The organism is Gluconobacter sp. OJB, assembly GCF_039638275.1.
GTDB lineage: Bacteria > Pseudomonadota > Alphaproteobacteria > Acetobacterales > Acetobacteraceae > Gluconobacter > Gluconobacter cerevisiae.
Window position 1 is genome coordinate 2,519,319 of sequence record NZ_JBDIWH010000001.1, and the last position, 17,602, is coordinate 2,536,920.

A 17,602-nucleotide genomic window follows, 5' to 3' on the forward strand; every position below is an offset into this window, starting at 1 on the left:
TTTCAGGAGACGTTCAGAATGGCTGCCATAAGCCCGGGAAACCGTGCGTCAAGCTCCGCCAACCGCAAGGAATTGCGGTGCTGGACGCCTTCGATCCGTGTCCGCAAAACGCCGCTCTCACGCAGGACCTGAAAATGATGCGACATGCTGGATTTAGGCCGTGTTCCAATCAGCGTGGCGCAGTTGGCTTCCCCAACACGGCCCAGATGCCGCACGATCTCCAGACGCGCAGGATCAGCCAGTGCGCGCAGCACCGGAATGAGTTCGAATGTCGCGGAGTCAGGATGGTCATAGGCAGCCATAGAGGTCTTATCCCTTTCCTGAAGTTTTATCGCAACACTTGCTTTGTTCGAATTTTATCGAACAATATGGTGATCAGTCCATTGAAGGAGAAGCAGGATGCCAACGCTGTTCGATTCGATTGATTTCGGTCCCATTCACGCGAAGAACCGGATTCTGATGTCCCCCCTGACGCGCGCGCGCGCCGACAGGAACGCTGTTCCGACTCCGATCATGGCGGAATACTATGCCCAACGCAGCAGCGCCGGGCTGATCATTAGTGAAGCCACAGGCATTTCCCGAGAAGGTTTGGGCTGGCCGTTTGCTCCCGGGATCTGGTCGGATGAGCAGGTGGAAGCCTGGAAGCCGATTGTGGCTGCGGTTCATGCCAAGGGCGGCAAGATCGTCTGCCAGCTCTGGCACATGGGACGGATGGTCCATTCTTCCGTCACGGGCACGCAGCCTGTTTCGTCTTCTGCGACGACTGCTCCGAATGAAGTTCATACCTATGAAGGCAAAAAGCCTTACGAACAGGCGCGCGCAATTGATGCCGCCGATATCAGCCGTATTCTGAACGATTACGCGAACGCGGCGCGCAACGCCATCCGTGCGGGTTTCGACGGGGTGCAGATCCATGCAGCCAATGGGTACCTCATCGACGAATTCCTGCGAGATGGGACGAACCTTCGCACTGATGAATATGGTGGTTCTCCGGAAAACCGTATCCGTTTCCTGCGTGAAGTGACAGAGCGCGTGATTGGCGCGATTGGCGCGGAACGCACAGCCGTTCGTTTGTCTCCGAATGGTGATACGCAGGGTTGCATCGACAGCGCGCCGGAAACGGTTTTCGTGCCGGCCGCCAAAATGCTTCAGGATCTGGGTGTGGCCTGGCTCGAACTGCGCGAACCAGGGCCGGACGGGACTTTCGGAAAGACAGAACAGCCCAAACTGTCCCCGCAGATCCGCAAGGTCTTTACCCGGCCGCTGGTTCTCAATCAGGACTATACGTTCGAGCTGGCTCAGGAAGCACTGACAGAAGGGCACGCCGATGCGATTGCCTTTGGCCGGAAGTTCATCTCGAACCCCGACCTACCGGAGCGTTTCGAGCGCGGCATCGCCCTTGAGCCTGACAATATGAAAACATGGTACAGTCAGGGGCCAGAAGGATATATCGATTATCCGTCCGCCACTTCAGGCCCTAACTGAGCTTTGAGGCAGTCCGGGAGCCATTGCTCGCTCCCGGGTCTTCAGTCAGACGGGCCGGACGAGTTCGTACAGCGCGACCGCCGCAGCATTGGAGACGTTCAGGCTCTCCATGTCGCCGGGCATGTAAACGCTGGCGATCTCGTCACAGGTCTCACGTGTCAGACGGCGCAGTCCGGCACCTTCGGCTCCCAGAACCAGCGCCACACGACGCCCGACAAACCCTTTTCCATCCAGCCGTGTGCCACCGGCATCCAGACCGACAACCCAGAAATTTTCCGCCTGAAGCGCTTGAAGGGCCCGGGAAAGGTTGACTTCACGCAGGATGGGAACGACGTCGAGCGCGCCTGATGCCGCCTTCGCCATGGCACCGCTTTCCTGCGGGGCATTGCGATCCTGCACCAGAAGCGCTGCCGCTCCGAACGCCGCAGCCGATCTGAGAATGGCGCCGATATTGCGCGGGTCCGTTACCTGATCCAGCACCAGAACCGGGCCGGTGCGTTCAACGATATCGAGGATGGCGAGCGTTTCCAGCGGCTCAACCCGCAGACAAACACCCTGGTGCACGGCGTCACGCTCACAGAGTTTATCGAGGCGCTCACGGTCCACGATCTGCGGCTTGTGTGATGCGCCTTCGAAAGAGGCCGCAGCTTCGCGCGTCGCCAGAAAATCATGAATCACACGCTCTGGATTGGCGAGCGCTGCCTGCACCGCATGGTGCCCATAAATCCAGTAGCCGGAACCGGAGTTGCTGGCATGCCCGCGACCGGAACGGCCACTACGCCCGCCAGAGCGCTCACCGGAGGAGCGGGAGAGCTGGTCAGCGGGCGCGGAGGGAGGGGAGGACCGATCCGTGGAACGGTCGGGAGCGGAACGGGAGGGAGATCTTCTGGCCATAAAAAGCATATAATCGACAACAGGCGATTGACATAGCCGTCAATCCGCCATATCTGAACCGCCGACCCGGAGAGGTGCCCGAGTGGCTAAAGGGGGCGGACTGTAAATCCGCTGGCGTACGCCTACGTTGGTTCGAATCCAACTCTCTCCACCAGGTCCTCTTTTTCCCAATGAAATCAACTAGTTATGACCACATGCCGGTAGTAGTCCACTACCATGCTGGTAGCACCTCGTCGGTAGTCCTTCCATGATCAAGAAGGCTCTACAGGATGATGATATGTACGGCTTGAGGCGGACGGGTGGCCAAGCATACTCTGCCCGTTTGTCTATCCCGCGTGATCGCTGGGCCGATGCCGGAAAGGCGTTTGGAACCAAGACAGGCATCAAGCAGGAAGTGGTCCGCTCTCTCGGAACCCGTGAAAAACAAGAAGCCATCAGAAGGCGCGACAAGGCCCTTGCAGCGATGCGAGAGGACTTGGATACCAGACTGGTAGCGGCTGGCTTCCTGCCCATCCACGGCCATTGGCGGCCTGATTGGATGAATGAGGACCGCTTGCTCACTGAGGCATTGGAGGCCCGGCGGGAGATAGCGGCTACTTCAGACAGGACGGACGGTGGTGACAGGCAGATGGGCCCTAGCGACCCCAGACGCCGCCTGATTGAGGGCATGGATTATCTGCTGGAGGAGCGGGCCGAACAGCTTGAGAAGGCCGGAAAGAATTCTTCAGGTTATGTGACTCGCTTCCGTGAAGTTGCATTGGGCAAGGTCACGCCCATTGGGCCCCTCTTCGATCGCTGGATGCGAGATGTGGAAAGCACGATCAGGCAGCAGACGGCCCGAGGGCACAGGCTGTCCTTTCGGCTGTTGGGGGAGTTTCTGGCTTTTCAGGATGAGGATGCCTACTCCAGCCAAGACCCGGAAACCCTGATTGCCGCAACAAGTGTGGAGAGTGTCACCAAGAGACGCATAGGCGAGTTTCCCGAATGGCTGGCCCAACGAAAGGGTCTATCTGCAAAAACTATTCAGAGTCGCATCAGCCCACTCAAGACCTTCTGGGACTGGCTGGAGCGCAAGGGCTATAGCGAGACCAATCCATGGCTGGGAGCGACCACGGGCCTCAAACGTCGGGCAGGCGTTGAGGAAACGCATGGTCAGAAGCGGGAATACATTGAAAGCGAACTGGTGGCTCTTCTTCAAGCCGACCCTGAGACAGGCAAGCGAGGGGATTACGGTTTTGGTTCAGCGCTCTTTGATCTTATCCGGCTTGGTCTCCTCACAGGGGCAAGACAAAATGAACTGGCCTCTCTGACGCGGGATCGCATCCAGCCCCCTGAGACGGAAGGTGCTCTGCCCATGATCGTAGTTACGTCCGAAGTGGCCAAGACCCGTAACTCACGTAGGCGTATTCCACTTCATCCATTAGCCTACAGGATCATTAAAGAGCGTTCGGATGCACTGAAGGATCAGTCTGGAGACGCCTCTCTTTTCCCGGAATGTCCACCGGGCGGCCCAGACCAAAAGCGTTCTTGGACTTTCTCCAAGCGGTTCACAGATTTTCGGCGGCATGTTCTGGGGGATGCATCAGAAGGACAGGTTGACTATCATAGCTTTCGGCGCTGCTTCATCACCAATATGGAGAACGCCCAGCGCAAGGGTGTCTCAGCCTGTTCTGAACTGATCCGTGACCACCTTGTAGGACATAAGCCGCAAAGCCTTGCTGGAAGCACCTATGCGACCAAGGACTTTGGCGGTGATGCATATTCTGCGGCTATCATGGGGATGGTTGAGAAAGGCTTGCCCTCAGAGGTTCTGAAGGCGTTGGAGGCTACCCAGAACAATCGACCACCATATCCTTGGATTTGATGTCATTATTCCTTTACCTCAACTCGTATCTCACGTCCCAGAAGGCTGATGCAGGTATCGATGACTACGCTGTATGCCCCTCTGCTCCATGATTGAGGCACGATCAGACCGTCATGCATCGGCAGAGCTATGCCTCCCCCTTCGATAAAGCGGCGCATAGCTTCGCGCATGATGGAGGCTTCCACCCCCGTAAGATACTGCCCTACCGCCCAGTTCAGCATCGGTTTGGGAATGCTTGCCCGCAATGTCTCGGGAAGGATGTTCTCCACGTCTTTCAGTTCTGGGTAACGCGCAAACGCTGGGCCTGTGATCGCCTGAGGCTTAATACTCTCCCGAATTGCTGAAGGGGTCTTCTGCGGCCATTTCTGAGGAGCCTTGCCCGTCTGCCAAAACAGGACGAACCAGTGCTTGATGGCGTCCCGGTGGGTCCCTTCAAGCCCCGAAAGGGTATAGGGATCACCTTCAGGCGCTGGAGAGCCAAGAAGAGCCAGAGCAATGGATAGGTAGGATGCAGAGAGATCAAGCTCTGCTACAGCCTCACCGTTCATCGTAATGTGGCTGCGCTCTGTCTTGCCTATGCCGTTCTGGTAGTTATCCGCCCCACTGGCATAGATACGCCCCCCAAGCTCCCTCATGCCGATAAAGCGGGCTTGAAGAACGGGGGTCGCGCATCCTGTAAATTCGGTCTCTGCAATGCATTCTGTAAGAAGCCGCATAAACGCCTGAAGATCGTCACATCCGGGAGGGACCTTCATCGGTCGTCTGCTGCCCTCGTTGATCCTTCCCCTCACCTTCGTAGGAATTGCCGTAAAGGCCAGAAGCTCATTAGGTGCTAGGCTCAGGACTCATTCTTTAAGATAGAAGATGAAGGTTGCTGCGATATGGATTGCGGACATGAAGATATGAGCGCATCGGTCGTATCTGGTCGCAATACGTCGCCAGTCTTTGAGTTTCGCGAACATGTTTTCGATGAGGTGGCGCTTTTTATACAGATGCCAGTCGTAAGGCAGCTTTGATTTCCGGTTCTTTTTCGGGGGAATACAGGCAGTGATATTGCGTTCTGCAAGCGATAACCTGATCCGGTTGCTGTCATAGCCTCTGTCCCCGATGACTTCTTCTGTCTCTTCGGGGAGATCTGCCAGCAGCACGTCTGCGCCTTTGAAGTCACTGACTTGTCCTGCTGTCAGATAGAGGCGAACAGGCCTGCCCTGACTATCGCACACGGCATGGAGTTTTGAGTTCAGGCCGCCTTTTGTCCGTCCGATATGGCGGGGAAAAGCCCCTTTTTGAGTAGAGACGCCGCCGTTCTGTGTGCCTTGAGGTGTGTTGCATCGATCATCAGGCGCTTTGAACGGCCAGCCTGTTCTGTCAGGGCGACAAAGATCCGGTCGAAGACACCCAGGCGGCTCCAGCGAATAAAACGATTGTATAAAGTCTTGTGCGGGCCATACGCTTTCGGAGCGTCTTTCCACTGAAGCCCGTTGCGGATCACGTAAACGATTCCGCTCAAAACACGCCGGTCATCCACACGGGGCACTCCATGCGGCAGAGGAAAAAACGGCTCAATCCGCTCCATCTGGCGTTCAGACAGCAAAAATACGTCACTCACAGCCTTACCTCCATCGGTAAGCCTGTGAATCACAACGTCTCGCTCAGTTCAATATTTTAATAGGTCCTGAGCCTAGAGGTTCGACGGTAGCAGGTGCAATCAGCTTCCAGTCGTCAGCCGCCGTTGAGGGCGTGCAGCCGTAACGCCGGGCCATGTCGATCAAGGTTCTGGATGGACGCAAGCGGGCCGCGTGGCCCTGATAATCTCCCCAGACATTTTTGAATTTTAGGCCGGGTACATCTTCGAGCAGCCCAAGAGATTGCATCGCCTTGACCTTGGACCAGAATGCAGTGTGCTTCACAGGAAGCTTGCGTGAGGCCTTCCAGAACCATGTACTGGGGCTTTCATGTACAGCGCTCCAGTCGCCGCTCAGGCCGTGTCGGAGCAGTCCGGCGAGGATGATGCCCGTTTCCCGTACGCGTCTTTCTCGGCCCTTGTCGCGCCCGCCCAAGGCTGCTTTAGCCCTGTCACCAAGATGGGGCCGTAGGTCGTCGCTGATCCGGGCCGTCAGTTCGTGTGCAGCGTCCGTATCTGGAATGCGGCCCAGAGAGAGTGAGCTTGCAGAGCGGAGTTCTTCGGCATCGTGGTTATGAGATGGAACTGAAAGCTGGGGACGTTCTTTAGTCATGACATTCTGTGTTGGCAAGTCGGTCAATGTCCCAAACCTTTCATCTTATCCTCCTTATGGGTTCCCAAGAGGCTCAACCCTCACTACCCCCACTAAGAAGCATAACTACCAATATCATCTTTACCCCTATTACCTCCTTCACCATATCCACTGGAATAGAGGTTTGTATGAAATGATGATGGTTGGTTATTCTCAGTCGATGTTTTGAAATTGGGATTAGATGCTGAAATAAGAGGGCGGAATATTGGCTTTGGGGGCCTATACTACGCCCTTCCCGGATCAAATCCCTGATCGAAAGTCGAAGGTGGAACTCATGAGGCGAGAGGCTTAAATGCTTGCCGAGGCTGTGCCGAATAGATCGGGTTGATCGGGATTAGACGCTTGCCGGATGGCATTGCGTATCGTGTTGAGGCCTCTGCCCATCTGTTGGGCGATCTGCGCGACAGGGGTTCCTATGGCCTTTAGCGCTTTGATATGGCCGATCTCTGACAAAGACATTCTCTTCCCATGGCGGGCTCTGCCTTTCTTCATCATGTCGCGGACGTTATCGGCCTGAGTACCTAGTTCTAGGTGATCGGGATTGCAGCAGGCCCGGTTATCGCAGGTGTGCATGACGACGAAGCCCGGCGGGACAGGCCCATTGAGGTGTTCCCACATCACCCGATGTGTATATTGCTGCCCGCTGGTGCCATTAGTTTTTGGGCCATGCAGTTGAGGGTAGCCATTTCCTACTTTGCGATATGAACTGATCCAGCACTGACCTTTATCAGGCTGGGTGGTATGTATTGGGCCGTCCTTGTTGAGGCTGCTCATAAGTCTGTCAAACATTGGAGCAGAGGATCGTGTCTTCTGCGGGGACGCTTTATTGGCGTTATGTCCTTGAATGGACGTATTGGTGAATTCAAGTTCAGGTTTCAACTCAAACTTTCATGGTATCATATTGTTGGGAATTGCCATGGCGGCTCTGTTTTGCCTTCTAGCTATTGAGAAGAAGGCCAGACTTGCTGGGTGTGGTTCGGAAGTGTGGATGACATGACCCGCACCAAGGAGCCGAGGGCGGCCTGAGACTCCCGTTAGGCAGCCTGCGGCCTCCTCGGTTCTCTGCTAAGGGCCTTAATTGCGATCTATTCTCATTAAGTTTTTGACGTGGGATGCCCACATCCGGGCGTGAAAAACCCTGAGCCTCCATATCCTACTCTGAGGGGCGCTTCTCTATGATGGTACTTAACTCAAACCCATTGAAATATAAGGGTTTTCTATGCGCCTGTTTGGGCCGCGATGGGACCGGCGGGATGGGACCCAAAGGATGCCTAGCAGGGTGTTAGGCGTGCAAGGTGCTAAAAGGCCACGGGGGGCTTCTGGCGGGAAATGTTTGCTTCGAGGCGCGTTGAACAAGAACAATGAACGGGGCTTTAGGGTCGATTTTTGAATCCGGGTTTCAGCGAGGCCTTCTGGCCTTCCGGGACCGGCGGGACTCCGGGAAACATCGTCGCGAAAGCTGGCCCCACGAGATTGTTCTCAGGAGTTCATCCGCCACTTCTCTGTGGGGCGTTTCTCTATGATGTAGGTTATCTCCCACTTTTTCGAGAAAAGTGAGGATTTCTGTCAGTTTTTGGAGTTCATCCACCTGTCGTGGTCTTTCCTTTGTAGCCGAACGGAACGAGGCGCGAGAGGGCCACAGCCGCATCAGCCCTTTGCCCTTTAGGCAGCTTGGCGACTTCAGCCTGCAAGATGGCCTGACGCCCCGCCGGGGTGCGAGAGCCTTCGTTATCCGTTCCGGGTTTTCCGGTCGTGTGGTTCATGGCGGTGACTGCGCCAGTGCAGCTATGCATTTTAGGAATCGTCGGGATTCCGAAACGGCACGAGTCAGGCTGTCGCCGGGCCTGTATCACCAATGTCAACGAACGATGACATTCAGCGAACACAGGACGACATGACCACCACCGCCCCGCTCTTCGTCAGCTACTTTCGCGTTTCTACAGCCCGCCAAGGCGCTTCAGGGCTTGGTATCGAAGCCCAACAGAGAGCAGTTGCGCTTCATGTGGCCCAGACAGGCGGACGTGAGCTTGCGGCTTTCACGGAGATTGAGAGCGGGAAGAACAATGAGCGGCCCAAGCTCGCTGAGGCGATGGAGCGTTGCCGCCTGACGGGTGCTGTTCTGTTGATTGCGAAGCTCGACCGCCTGAGCCGTGACGCCTATTTCCTGCTGGGGCTGGAAAAGGCTGGGATCGACTTCATCGCGGCTGACATGCCCAATGCGAACCGCCTGACAGTTGGTATCATGGCCCTTGTGGCCCAGCAGGAACGTGAGGCGATTTCAGCACGGACCAAGGCGGCGCTTGCTGAAGCAAAGGCGCGTGGCCAGAAGTTGGGCGGCTATCGGCCCGGCGCTCGGAAGGTGGACTTCAGGCTGTCCATAGAAGCCCGTCAGAGGGCCGCTGAGGCGTTTAGGATGAGCGTTGGCCCGATGGTCGCTGGGCTGCGGGAGGAGGGGATGAGTCTTCGTCAAATTGCAGAGCATATGACGGAGCAAGGCATCAGGACTTCTAAAGGTGGAACGTGGACCGCTGCTGCTGTGTCTCGGGTTTTATTCTTTTAGTATCTTGCCAAGAATCTGAGGATTTTTCGAGTCAATATAATTTTTATGAAAATAGCATGTTGAATATTCCGTTCTTGGAGCAAATATCGAGTGATGGAAGGAGAATCAAAATGTCAAAAATAGTATTTGTTGAAGCGCGTCCTAGAGGTCGAGAAGGTGATCCGATTTCGCATTGGGTCGTTGAGGACCATGCCAGTAGCGTTCTTCATAGTTCAAAAACACAACTTGAAGGAATAAATTGGGCTAGGAGTCATGGCTACGATCCGCATGTAGCGCGTTCGCGTCATTTGGACGACAAGCGTAAGCCGGACCTATGGCGTAAAGCGTAAAATACAACTCGGTGAGCGGCTTCTATCATAATGGACCGCTCACCGTTTAGATCGGGTGAAGCACTTGTATAGTAATATGTGCCTTTGAAATTAGGTCGTCATACCGCTATTATCGAAGACGGTCAGGACTTCGTCTGTCGGTACTACCAACACGGAAGAGGCTCTGTCGGTAGTGGTTTTTTAGCTAATTTTGTTGATATTCTGCGGATTTTGATGTTTTTGGCGGAAAGTCCAACTCTCTCCACCAGGTCTTCTCATAAATTTTGAGCTGCTACGGTAAGGTAGAAGTATTAGGCTCCCTTACCAATTAGAAGGCATCCTTCGTCCAGATGCTCTTGGTGACAGACGACCCGTATTTGGGAGGCTCGTATGACACAGCGATTTTTTATCGTGATGTCTCTGGCAGCAGGGCTGGGCGGGTGTTCTCATCCCTCTTCGCAGGCCACTGATGCGCGCTCGGCGCTTCTCAAGCCCTTTCCCATGACCGGCTCCGATAATCAGGAAAGCCCGATACAGTCGGACCACAGGATTCATGGAGCAGTCAGTGTCGGTACAGGCATTGGAGGCCGAAGGAATTATGATCCGGGATCGCTTTCTCAGCCAGAAGGCCTCACGGGAGCAGGTTCTGGTGGAAGAGGGCTTGTGCCGGAGAGCTGGTGACTGCTCTCCGGCAAGGCATCTCTTCAGTCCAGTGGCGCAATCTTCACGACAATATACGGCATTACCTCAAGGTTTTTGCCGTTATGGAAAACGGGCAGGCGGGCCCATTGACCGACCGTACCGTAAAGCGCGCCATTAGCGTAGGTCAGGCCATCGGGCTCAGTCAGGCGCGGATCATGCGCAACGACGGAGATCTTGCCATCCGGCCGGTGTCGCAGGATTGCGTGGCGCTCATCATCCGTGATGTAGAGCGATCCGTCGGGGCCAGTTGCCATGCCATCGCCCACTCCGGTTTCGCCTTCATCCTTCACAGCCTTTTCCAGATTGGCTTCGCTGGTGTTCGGATCGGACAGGAGGGCGGTCGGCGCGGAATAGAGGCGACGACTGCTTTGCGGCTGCCAGTACAGCGTCTGCTGATCGGGACTGATGGCAATCCCGTTTACGCCACCCTGAGGAACCGTGGCATGTGCCGGATCGTAGCGACCTGCCACGCCGTCCATCACAGCGACAAAACCCTGAACCGGCATGACGGAGACCGTGTCTGCGAGAATGCGGCGTTGATGTCCCGTGGCCAGATCGACAACGATCAGTGCGGGATGCACATCGACGGACGTATCGGTAATGAAAGCGGTTCCCGCCTTGCCATGGGTCAGGTCGATGCGGACGTCATTGACGTGGCTGTCCGGCAGAAGGGCTGGAGCGCTGAGGGAAATGACCTGCGCGATTTTTCCGCTCGCGGGATCAATCCGGAAAAGCTTCTGAGCACCCGCCACCGTTCCCGTGCCAGCGATCATGCCTTCATCCAGAACCCAGAGCTGTCCTTTGGCATCAACCGTCATGCCGAGCGGCGAAACGAACTGCTCCTGTGAGGCGGCATCGGGGAAGGGGGTCAGTTTGCCTTTCGCATACAGCCCCAGTCTCGGGCCGGAATGCTCGTGGGCACTGCGGGGGAAGCCGAGCACCAGACGCCCATCAGGCAGAACGGCAATGCCGGAAGGCTGGGCGTTGGAAAAACGCCCGATGATCTGCACATTGCCGGACGGAAGCGTGCCCTTGTCGACGGTTTCGGCGGCGAGGACAGGTGATGCGGTAGTCAGTGCTGCAATACCGACGCTGAAAGCGAGGGCCAGAAATGTCTGACGAGCCATGGTTGAAATCTCCTTTACCGCGAAAGAACCAGAGTCGCTAAGGTCTGACAACCCACGCCCACGTGAGTGCAGCAGATCAGTGCTGCAGGAGACGAGCGCGCAGGGCACAGTCGTGGGCATACAGGAACAGCCCATGGATGCCGCGCGTGAGGATGACGTTCAGGGCGTTGAGAATAACGCGCTTTTTCGCCTCTTCGGGAGCAATGATCCCATCACGTCCCTGAAAGGCCGCGCTATCTTCGTAGCTTTCCGGCCTCACGCCGATCCGGTCATGTTCCGCATCATAAAACAGTGACGGCCCTAGAATGACACCAGCATAATTCAGGTCGAACCCCTGAATCGTATAGACGGACCCTACTTCGTCGATCGTATCCGGGCGCTCGGCCCAGGGGAGTTTTTCGCTCGGCAGGGAGCGGTCCCATCGTAGATGGAAGTCGCCCTCGGTGATGAAATGGTCTTCGCCATTGAGCGTATAAGGATAATCATAGGTCGAAAGCAGACGGCAGAGCCCGTATTTTGCATTGCAGGCACACAGATCTGCATACAGTTTTGCGCAGTCATCATAGATCCGCAGATCGAAGCGCGGATCTTTTGGCCGGGGCAGGATCGTGCCCTGTCCCAAAGCCTCGATCCACGAACAGGTGGCTGCACTGGCCGCGACACGGAACTGTGTTTCGAGATGGAAAATTTCCGAAGGACGGTCTTTGCGGAAGCTCTCCAGAAGGTCGGTAGACCAGTGGCTCTTGAATTTCAGGATCTGCAACGGATCGAACACGACCACCACGATCCGCGCCCAGCGCAGGATTTCTTCCAGATGGTTCTGCTGGGAAAAATGATTGTACCGGTCAGGACGTGTCAGCAGCAGATGGGCCTCGTCCACCAGAACGATATCCGTGCGTTTTCCAGTCTTTGCGGATTTATTGATGAAGGTCGTGGGGCGTTCGTAATCGCTCTTGCGCAGGTTGGGCATGGCGGCCGCGATGTTGCGATAGAGCTTGAGCATCTCCGGGTGATTGACGATCAGCATGTTCCGCAGACCCTTCAACGGGTCGGCGGGTGAACCATTCCGAGCCCGGGTCTGGAGCGTGTTGAAGATTGCGTTCAGGACGACGCTTTTTCCTGTCCCCGCTGCGCCCTCAATAATGAAAAGGGCACTGTCGACCTGTCGGTGGCATTCGCAGAATGAAACCACGCGCTGCAACAGGTCCATCTGCGGCCCAGACAGGGCAAGCTCTGGGGAAAGCTTGCCCGTTGCGGCATTCCCGGAAATGCTCACGACAGTCAGTCTGCCGTGATATCGGCAACTTTGGCATCCGTGGCCCGCTGGGCATCGGCGGGTGTCATCCGCACGACCAGCCCCTGACCCCCCGCATTGATATAGATATGCGCGCGCGGCATCGCGTCCTGTGACAGGACAACCGGGATCGGGGTTTTCGATCCGAACGGGCTGGTTCCGCCAGACTCGAAGCCTGTTAGCTCGTGGGCCTTTTCGGGGCTCATCATGCGGGCATTCCGCCCGTCGAACAAAGCTGCCACCTTCTTGAGATTCATGCGCTGATGCACAGGGGCGACGACACAGACAGCCTGTTTCTTGTCCACTTCGACAACTAGTGTCTTGAGCACGTCTTCCGGCGCCACTCCGATTGCGTCTGCCGCCTGCATCCCGATCAGGCCGCCATTGGGGGCATACTCATAATCATGAACGCTGAAGGGAATGTTCCGGGCCGTCAGAAAGGCGGTTGCGGCTGTTTCTCGGGTCATGTGCGTGCTCCGTTTCCAGAAGCAGGCCGTCATATGCCGGACGACTGAATTCCAGTGAAAATCAGCGGGGATCGCCCCGGGCGGGACCTGCAATATCGTGTTGTCTGTATGGGCGCGCAGGATCGGGTTGGCAACATGAAGGACGCGCTGGGCTGTTGCTACGAACTGCGGGATGTATCGTTATTCATGAGACGCATGACGTTTTTTCTGTTATTGTTTAACGCTAAAGAGATTGCTGGCCGGTCTGGAGCCGGGAGAATCGTCGTGACGATCCAGCAAGTTGGAAAGCTGTCGGGAGAGGCATCGTGAATCAGAAAAGCATCTGGATCGGGACGAACTGGAAAATGAACAAGGGGCCGTCCGAAGCCATTGCGGATGCGCGCGCCCTGGCGTCTTTCCGTCCTCCTGAAGGTATCCGGTGTTTTCTGGCCCCGCCCGCCACGTCGCTGCGGGATGTGGGGACGGTTCTTCAGGACAGCCCCCTGATGGTGGGCGCGCAGAACATGTACTGGGAAGACAATGGCGCGTGGACGGGTGAAATTTCCGCGCCGATGATTGCCGAATGCGGTGCTTCCATTGTCGTTCTAGGACATTCGGAACGTCGGCAGCATTTCGGGGAAACGGACTGGACGGTCAATCTGAAGGTCCGCGCGGCGCTCCGGCATGGTCTGCGTCCCCTGATCTGTATTGGTGATACGCTCGACGAATATGAGTTCGGTGTCTCGCAGGAGACTCTGGCACGGCAGACGAAAATTGCTCTGCACGGAGTTTCGCAGGAAGAGCTTGAGCGGGTTCTGGTGGTCTATGAGCCTGTCTGGGCCATAGGGGCGGCGGGCCGTCCGGCCGAACCGGCCTTCGTTTCGCAGATCCATACGACGCTGCGCACCGTTGTGCACGAGATTGCGGGGCAGGGGAGTTCCGTGCGGATTCCGCTCCTTTATGGCGGTAGCGTTTCGCGGAGCAATATCCGGGATTATGTGGCCCTTCCGGATGTGGACGGCGTGCTGATCGGCCGGGCAGGATGGGACCCTGCGGATTTCATGGATCTGGTCGAGAGCGTGCGCGACGTAGTGTGTTCGAAGGTTCCTGCATGATGAATGCCCTGCTTACGGAAAGGCAGGCACTGTCTGGCCGTCGGCGCGGGATCCTTGATTATGTCACCGAACATGGCGTGGTGCCGGTCGCGGATCTGCTGAAGCGCTTCTCGCTCAGTCGGGCATCGATTAACCGAGACCTTCTAGTGCTTTGCGCACAGGGTCTGGTCCGGCGGATCGGAACGGACATCACGACGCTTCCGAACGTCAGTGCAGCGGCAAGCGTGATGTATCGCAGGGCGCAGGCGGTTGCCGAAAAACAGGCGATTGCGACGCTTGCCGCCTCCATGGTGAGCCAGGGCGACACCGTGGCGCTCGATGATTCCACAACCGCAGGGGCAATGGCGGACAGGTTGTCCAAAATCGCCCAGTTGACGGTCGTGACGAACAGTCTGGGGCTCGTCAGTCGTCTGGGGCCTTGCGAAACGGTTGGGCTGATCGGTTTGGGAGGGCGTTACAGTCCGACGTTTGACGCCTTTGTGGGAAGGATCTGCGAGCAGGGTGTGCTGTCCATGCGGATCAACATGGCATTCGTGTCGGCGGCCGCAATATCTGACGGGGCGGCCTATCATCAGGTCGAGGACATCCTTCAGGCCAAGCGTGCCCTGATGGACGTGGCGGATTGCCGCATTCTTCTGGCAGATAGCCGGAAGTTCGATACTTCGGCCATGAACCGATTGGCCCTCCTGTCCGAATTCGACGTGGTGATTACGGATGACGGGATTAATCCCGCCTGCGCCGGGCTGCTGCGGGACGCAGGCATATCGTTGCAGATTGCCCGTGTCCCACGCCCCGCTTCTGGACTTACTGTGGACTGACAGCCGTCTGTCGCGTCATGACCGGAGTGATCGGCCAGAATGTGACGGAGACTTCCGCCTGCAATGCTGCAAGTTCGTCCTGAATATAAGTCATGTATTCGTGCAGTCCGCGGGAAATGATGTCCTCGGCCGTCTGGTCTTCAAGTGTGGCCCTCAGATTGATGATGCGCTCCTGTAGCGGCCCGCTTTGGTGGCGAAGATTGTAGTGCGTGGACAGGGCATTGAGCGTGCTTTCCACCTGCCGCAGATTGAGCATCAGGGAGCGCGGAAAACCTTCGTTTTTAAGCAGAAACCCTACGACATTAGCCGGTGTGGTCGTCACCGGCTGGAGACGGCGGAAGGCATGATAGGCCGCAGCAGAACGCAGGACGGACCCCCATTGCGTCAGGTCCATTTGCGACCCCGAAATTTCGCCGCCCGGAAGTAGCGTGTGATAGCGGATGTCGATCAGGCGCGTGATCTGGTCGGAACGTTCCAGATATTTTCCCAGCAAATAGAACAGCCACGCCTGATCGCGATACAGCGTGCCTTCGGTGACGCCGAAATGCGTTTGGCAATCCTGTTTGATGCGGTTGCACAACCCGGACAGACCGTCGCGGCGGATGTCAGGCGTGGAAAGCTCCAACATGCTCTGGGTGAAAATGTTGAGCTGCATCCACATTTCGGTGGAAATCAGCGGACGCGCCGAACGGGCGTTTTCGCGGGCCATATGCGCCATGGCGCCGATGGATGTCGGGTTCGTGCTTTCCGTGATGTAGAAGGCGAGAATGTTCTCTTCCGTCGCAGGGAGCGTATAAAGGGCGGCGTAACGCTCCTCGTCCGAATTAATCTGAAGAATGGACTCCCATCCCGGACTGCCGTCGGGGTTGCGGACGAAGGCTTCCGTCACTTCCAGAATGCGGGCGAGATTCTCAATCCGCTCCATATAACGGGCGAGCCACATCATGCTTTCGCCATAGCGCGACAGCAACGTGTTGAGATTGGCGAGCATAGCGGGAAAACGTGTGCCGGTCTGTGTCATCGGGCCATCACCCAGGTGTCCTTCGAGCCGCCGCCCTGTGAGGAATTAACGACCAGCGAGCCTTTGCGAAGGGCCACACGAGACAGACCGCCGGGGAGGACCCATGTGTTTTTCCCGGTCAGGGCGAAGGGCCGAAGATCCACATGCCGCGCCTCTACGCCGCTGGGGCAGAGTGTGGGAGAGACCGAGAGGTCGATGATAGGCTGGCTGATGTAGTTGGACGGATCTTCGAGCAGCTTGGCGCGGAATTCGTCCAGTTCGGTCTGGGTGGCCTGCGAGCCTATCAACAGGCCGTAGCCGCCGGACTCACCAACGGGTTTGATGACCAGCTTGTCCATATTGGCCAGCGTATAGGCCAGCCCCTCCGGCTCGGCGCAGATATGGGTCTGGACGCTGTCGAGGATCGGGTCTTCGCCCAGATAATAGCGGATGAGGCGGGGCATGTAGGCATAGACGGCCTTGTCGTCCGCAACGCCTGTTCCCAGAGCGTTCGCCAGCGTGACGTTACCCCGGCGATAGGCTTCCACGAGGCCGGGTACGCCGAGCATGCTGTCCGGATTGAAAGCCAGAGGGTCCAGATATTCGTCGTTGAGGCGGCGATAGATGGCATGAACGGGACGCAGCCCTGCGACGGTCCGCATATAGACGCGATGGTTCTCGACGATCAGATCCCGGCCTTCGACGAGGGGCACGCCCATCTCGCGCGCCAGAAAGACGTGCTCGAAATAGGCGGAATTGTAGATGCCGGGCGAGAACAGCACGACCTGCGGATCGGTCACACCCTCGGGCGCGACCTCGCACAGGGTCTGGTGCAGCTTGAGGCCGTATTCTTCTACCGAACGCAGCGGCATGCCCGAGGCAAGGTCGGGCATCAGCCGCAGCATCATGTGCCGGTTCTCAATGACGTAGGAGACGCCCGAAGGCGTGCGGGCATTGTCTTCAAGGACCATGAAGCGGCCGCTACTGTCGCGGATCAGGTCGGTCCCGTTGATATGGACATAGACGTCACCGGGGACGCGGACTCCAACCATGGCCTCACAGTAATTGGGATTGCCGAGCACCAGACTGGCAGGGATGATGCCATCCCGCAGGACGTGACGCTCATGATAGATGTCCCGCAGGAACAGGTTGAGCGCCTTGACGCGCTGCTGCACGCCGCGGTCGATATGATCCCATTCCGGGGCAGTGAGAACACGCGGGATCATGTCGAAGGGGAGGATGCGGTCGATCGCTTCACGGTCGGAATAGACGGTGAAAGTGATGCCCAACCGATAGAGTTGTGTCTCGGCTGTGCTGGTGCGGTGGCGCAACTCCGAAAGATCCAACCCGGCCAGACGGTCCCGCACTGTTCTGAGCAGCGGCGGCATGTCATCTGTCCGGCGCATGAGTTCGCAGAAAAAATCCGGCGTATCATAGGCGGCGAAAATGCCTGCCGCGGCTTTTACGGGCGGCAGTGTGGAGACGCTGCTCAGGGAGGGATCGGGAGACTGCAAAACCGGCTTGTTCATTCTCTGCCTCACACCCTGTTTGTCCCCGATCCCTGTGCTGAGGAAAAATCCGATCAGCCATACCGGTTCGTTACGATCTTTTATTAACGGAGCAAGATTCCGGCCCTTTGCCAAGCGTGAAATTTGGCGTTTGGACAGATAGCGGAAAGTATGGTGGAAATTGTTGCGGTTCCCGACAAGGCTG

The 17,602-nt window shown here is 57.0% G+C and carries 18 protein-coding genes and 1 tRNA gene; 7 read left to right on the top strand and 12 right to left on the bottom strand.

The genetic code is table 11. The annotated features are described in order from the left end of the window. Nucleotides 1-2 precede the first annotated feature (2 nt). A complete protein-coding gene (locus ABDK74_RS11695) occupies nucleotides 3-302 on the bottom strand; it encodes a helix-turn-helix domain-containing protein (protein ID WP_346003928.1) in 300 nt (99 codons plus the stop codon). Between the two features lie 97 nt (nucleotides 303-399). On the opposite strand from ABDK74_RS11695, the gene ABDK74_RS11700 reads away from it, so the two are divergent. Beyond that, the gene (locus ABDK74_RS11700) at nucleotides 400-1,485 is read left to right on the top strand and encodes an alkene reductase (protein WP_346003929.1); all 1,086 of its coding nucleotides are present in this window, start codon (nucleotides 400-402) and stop codon (nucleotides 1,483-1,485) included. Nucleotides 1,486-1,530: 45 nt separating this feature from the next. On the opposite strand, the gene rlmB is transcribed toward ABDK74_RS11700, so the two are convergent. Next, complete coding sequence (gene rlmB / locus ABDK74_RS11705; protein WP_346003930.1) at nucleotides 1,531-2,379, bottom strand: 23S rRNA (guanosine(2251)-2'-O)-methyltransferase RlmB; 849 nt, start codon at nucleotides 2,377-2,379, stop codon at nucleotides 1,531-1,533. 68 nt (nucleotides 2,380-2,447) lie between these two features. On the opposite strand from rlmB, the gene ABDK74_RS11710 reads away from it, so the two are divergent. Together ABDK74_RS11710 and ABDK74_RS11715 are read left to right on the top strand one after the other, a co-directional pair. After that, nucleotides 2,448-2,533, top strand: a tRNA-Tyr gene (locus ABDK74_RS11710). A gap of 93 nt (nucleotides 2,534-2,626) precedes the next feature. Next, complete coding sequence (locus tag ABDK74_RS11715) at nucleotides 2,627-4,243, top strand: hypothetical protein (protein WP_346003931.1); 1,617 nt, start codon at nucleotides 2,627-2,629, stop codon at nucleotides 4,241-4,243. A gap of 5 nt (nucleotides 4,244-4,248) precedes the next feature. Here ABDK74_RS11715 and ABDK74_RS11720 read toward each other — a convergent pair whose 3' ends face one another. From ABDK74_RS11720 to ABDK74_RS11740, 5 genes are all read right to left on the bottom strand, one after another. Beyond that, on the bottom strand, nucleotides 4,249-4,998 hold the full coding sequence (locus tag ABDK74_RS11720; protein WP_346003932.1) for a hypothetical protein: 750 nt from the start codon (nucleotides 4,996-4,998) through the stop codon (nucleotides 4,249-4,251). Between the two features lie 90 nt (nucleotides 4,999-5,088). After that, a protein-coding gene (locus tag ABDK74_RS11725; RefSeq protein ID WP_346002506.1) for an IS5 family transposase occupies nucleotides 5,089-5,852 on the bottom strand; the annotation gives its coding sequence in 2 pieces (ribosomal slippage) (nucleotides 5,089-5,519 and nucleotides 5,519-5,852; 765 coding nt in all). Nucleotides 5,853-5,895: 43 nt separating this feature from the next. Beyond that, a complete protein-coding gene (locus ABDK74_RS11730) occupies nucleotides 5,896-6,480 on the bottom strand; it encodes a hypothetical protein (RefSeq protein WP_346003933.1) in 585 nt (194 codons plus the stop codon). Nucleotides 6,481-6,807: 327 nt separating this feature from the next. Beyond that, nucleotides 6,808-7,398, bottom strand: a complete 591-nt coding sequence (locus ABDK74_RS11735; RefSeq protein ID WP_346003934.1) for an HNH endonuclease — start codon at nucleotides 7,396-7,398, stop codon at nucleotides 6,808-6,810. 701 nt (nucleotides 7,399-8,099) lie between these two features. Next, on the bottom strand, nucleotides 8,100-8,312 hold the full coding sequence (locus tag ABDK74_RS11740; RefSeq protein ID WP_346003935.1) for a hypothetical protein: 213 nt from the start codon (nucleotides 8,310-8,312) through the stop codon (nucleotides 8,100-8,102). 101 nt (nucleotides 8,313-8,413) lie between these two features. Here ABDK74_RS11740 and ABDK74_RS11745 point away from each other — a divergent pair, with 101 nt between their 5' ends. Further along, the gene (locus ABDK74_RS11745) at nucleotides 8,414-9,079 is read left to right on the top strand and encodes a recombinase family protein (RefSeq protein WP_346003936.1); all 666 of its coding nucleotides are present in this window, start codon (nucleotides 8,414-8,416) and stop codon (nucleotides 9,077-9,079) included. Between the two features lie 698 nt (nucleotides 9,080-9,777). Beyond that, entirely contained in the window at nucleotides 9,778-10,068 is a 291-nt protein-coding gene (locus ABDK74_RS11750; RefSeq protein ID WP_194255320.1) for a hypothetical protein, read from the top strand. Nucleotides 10,069-10,091: 23 nt separating this feature from the next. Here ABDK74_RS11750 and ABDK74_RS11755 read toward each other — a convergent pair whose 3' ends face one another. From ABDK74_RS11755 to ABDK74_RS11765, 3 genes are all read right to left on the bottom strand, one after another. Further along, nucleotides 10,092-11,216: an L-dopachrome tautomerase-related protein gene (locus ABDK74_RS11755; protein ID WP_346003937.1), complete on the bottom strand. Its 1,125-nt coding sequence runs from the start codon at nucleotides 11,214-11,216 to the stop codon at nucleotides 10,092-10,094. Between the two features lie 76 nt (nucleotides 11,217-11,292). Continuing rightward, complete coding sequence (locus tag ABDK74_RS11760; RefSeq protein WP_346003938.1) at nucleotides 11,293-12,492, bottom strand: DUF2075 domain-containing protein; 1,200 nt, start codon at nucleotides 12,490-12,492, stop codon at nucleotides 11,293-11,295. 5 nt (nucleotides 12,493-12,497) lie between these two features. After that, entirely contained in the window at nucleotides 12,498-12,977 is a 480-nt protein-coding gene (locus ABDK74_RS11765) for a YbaK/EbsC family protein (protein ID WP_346003939.1), read from the bottom strand. Nucleotides 12,978-13,279: 302 nt separating this feature from the next. On the opposite strand from ABDK74_RS11765, the gene ABDK74_RS11770 reads away from it, so the two are divergent. Both ABDK74_RS11770 and ABDK74_RS11775 read left to right on the top strand, forming a co-directional pair. Next, a complete protein-coding gene (locus tag ABDK74_RS11770) occupies nucleotides 13,280-14,071 on the top strand; it encodes a triose-phosphate isomerase (RefSeq protein ID WP_346004220.1) in 792 nt (263 codons plus the stop codon). Further along, nucleotides 14,068-14,889 carry a DeoR/GlpR family DNA-binding transcription regulator gene (locus ABDK74_RS11775; protein ID WP_346003940.1) on the top strand — a complete coding sequence of 274 codons (822 nt, stop codon included), beginning with the start codon at nucleotides 14,068-14,070 and terminating at the stop codon, nucleotides 14,887-14,889. The genes ABDK74_RS11770 and ABDK74_RS11775 overlap by 4 nt, the downstream gene beginning before the upstream one ends. Here ABDK74_RS11775 and ABDK74_RS11780 read toward each other — a convergent pair. Both ABDK74_RS11780 and ABDK74_RS11785 read right to left on the bottom strand, forming a co-directional pair. Continuing rightward, nucleotides 14,876-15,910, bottom strand: coding sequence for an alpha-E domain-containing protein (locus ABDK74_RS11780; protein WP_346003941.1), 1,035 nt, complete (start codon nucleotides 15,908-15,910; stop codon nucleotides 14,876-14,878). The genes ABDK74_RS11775 and ABDK74_RS11780 overlap by 14 nt on opposite strands. Beyond that, entirely contained in the window at nucleotides 15,907-17,418 is a 1,512-nt protein-coding gene (locus ABDK74_RS11785) for a circularly permuted type 2 ATP-grasp protein (RefSeq protein ID WP_346003942.1), read from the bottom strand. Before ABDK74_RS11785 ends, ABDK74_RS11780 begins: the two co-directional genes overlap by 4 nt. Nucleotides 17,419-17,602: the final 184 nt, after the last annotated feature.

Bases quoted from the DNA above. Each gene is read 5' to 3' on its own strand.
- rlmB (WP_346003930.1), bottom strand. From the start codon at position 2,379: ATGGCCAGAAGATCTCCCTCCCGTTCCGCTCCCGACCGTTCCACGGAT.
- ABDK74_RS11695 (WP_346003928.1), bottom strand. From the start codon at position 302: ATGGCTGCCTATGACCATCCTGACTCCGCGACATTCGAACTCATTCCG.
- ABDK74_RS11755 (WP_346003937.1), bottom strand. From the start codon at position 11,216: ATGGCTCGTCAGACATTTCTGGCCCTCGCTTTCAGCGTCGGTATTGCA.
- ABDK74_RS11720 (WP_346003932.1), bottom strand. From the start codon at position 4,998: ATGAAGGTCCCTCCCGGATGTGACGATCTTCAGGCGTTTATGCGGCTT.
- ABDK74_RS11775 (WP_346003940.1), top strand. From the start codon at position 14,068: ATGATGAATGCCCTGCTTACGGAAAGGCAGGCACTGTCTGGCCGTCGG.
- ABDK74_RS11780 (WP_346003941.1), bottom strand. From the start codon at position 15,910: ATGACACAGACCGGCACACGTTTTCCCGCTATGCTCGCCAATCTCAAC.
- ABDK74_RS11700 (WP_346003929.1), top strand. From the start codon at position 400: ATGCCAACGCTGTTCGATTCGATTGATTTCGGTCCCATTCACGCGAAG.
- ABDK74_RS11745 (WP_346003936.1), top strand. From the start codon at position 8,414: ATGACCACCACCGCCCCGCTCTTCGTCAGCTACTTTCGCGTTTCTACA.
- ABDK74_RS11765 (WP_346003939.1), bottom strand. From the start codon at position 12,977: ATGACCCGAGAAACAGCCGCAACCGCCTTTCTGACGGCCCGGAACATT.
- ABDK74_RS11715 (WP_346003931.1), top strand. From the start codon at position 2,627: ATGATCAAGAAGGCTCTACAGGATGATGATATGTACGGCTTGAGGCGG.
- ABDK74_RS11740 (WP_346003935.1), bottom strand. From the start codon at position 8,312: ATGCATAGCTGCACTGGCGCAGTCACCGCCATGAACCACACGACCGGA.
- ABDK74_RS11750 (WP_194255320.1), top strand. From the start codon at position 9,778: ATGACACAGCGATTTTTTATCGTGATGTCTCTGGCAGCAGGGCTGGGC.
- ABDK74_RS11785 (WP_346003942.1), bottom strand. From the start codon at position 17,418: ATGAACAAGCCGGTTTTGCAGTCTCCCGATCCCTCCCTGAGCAGCGTC.
- ABDK74_RS11730 (WP_346003933.1), bottom strand. From the start codon at position 6,480: ATGACTAAAGAACGTCCCCAGCTTTCAGTTCCATCTCATAACCACGAT.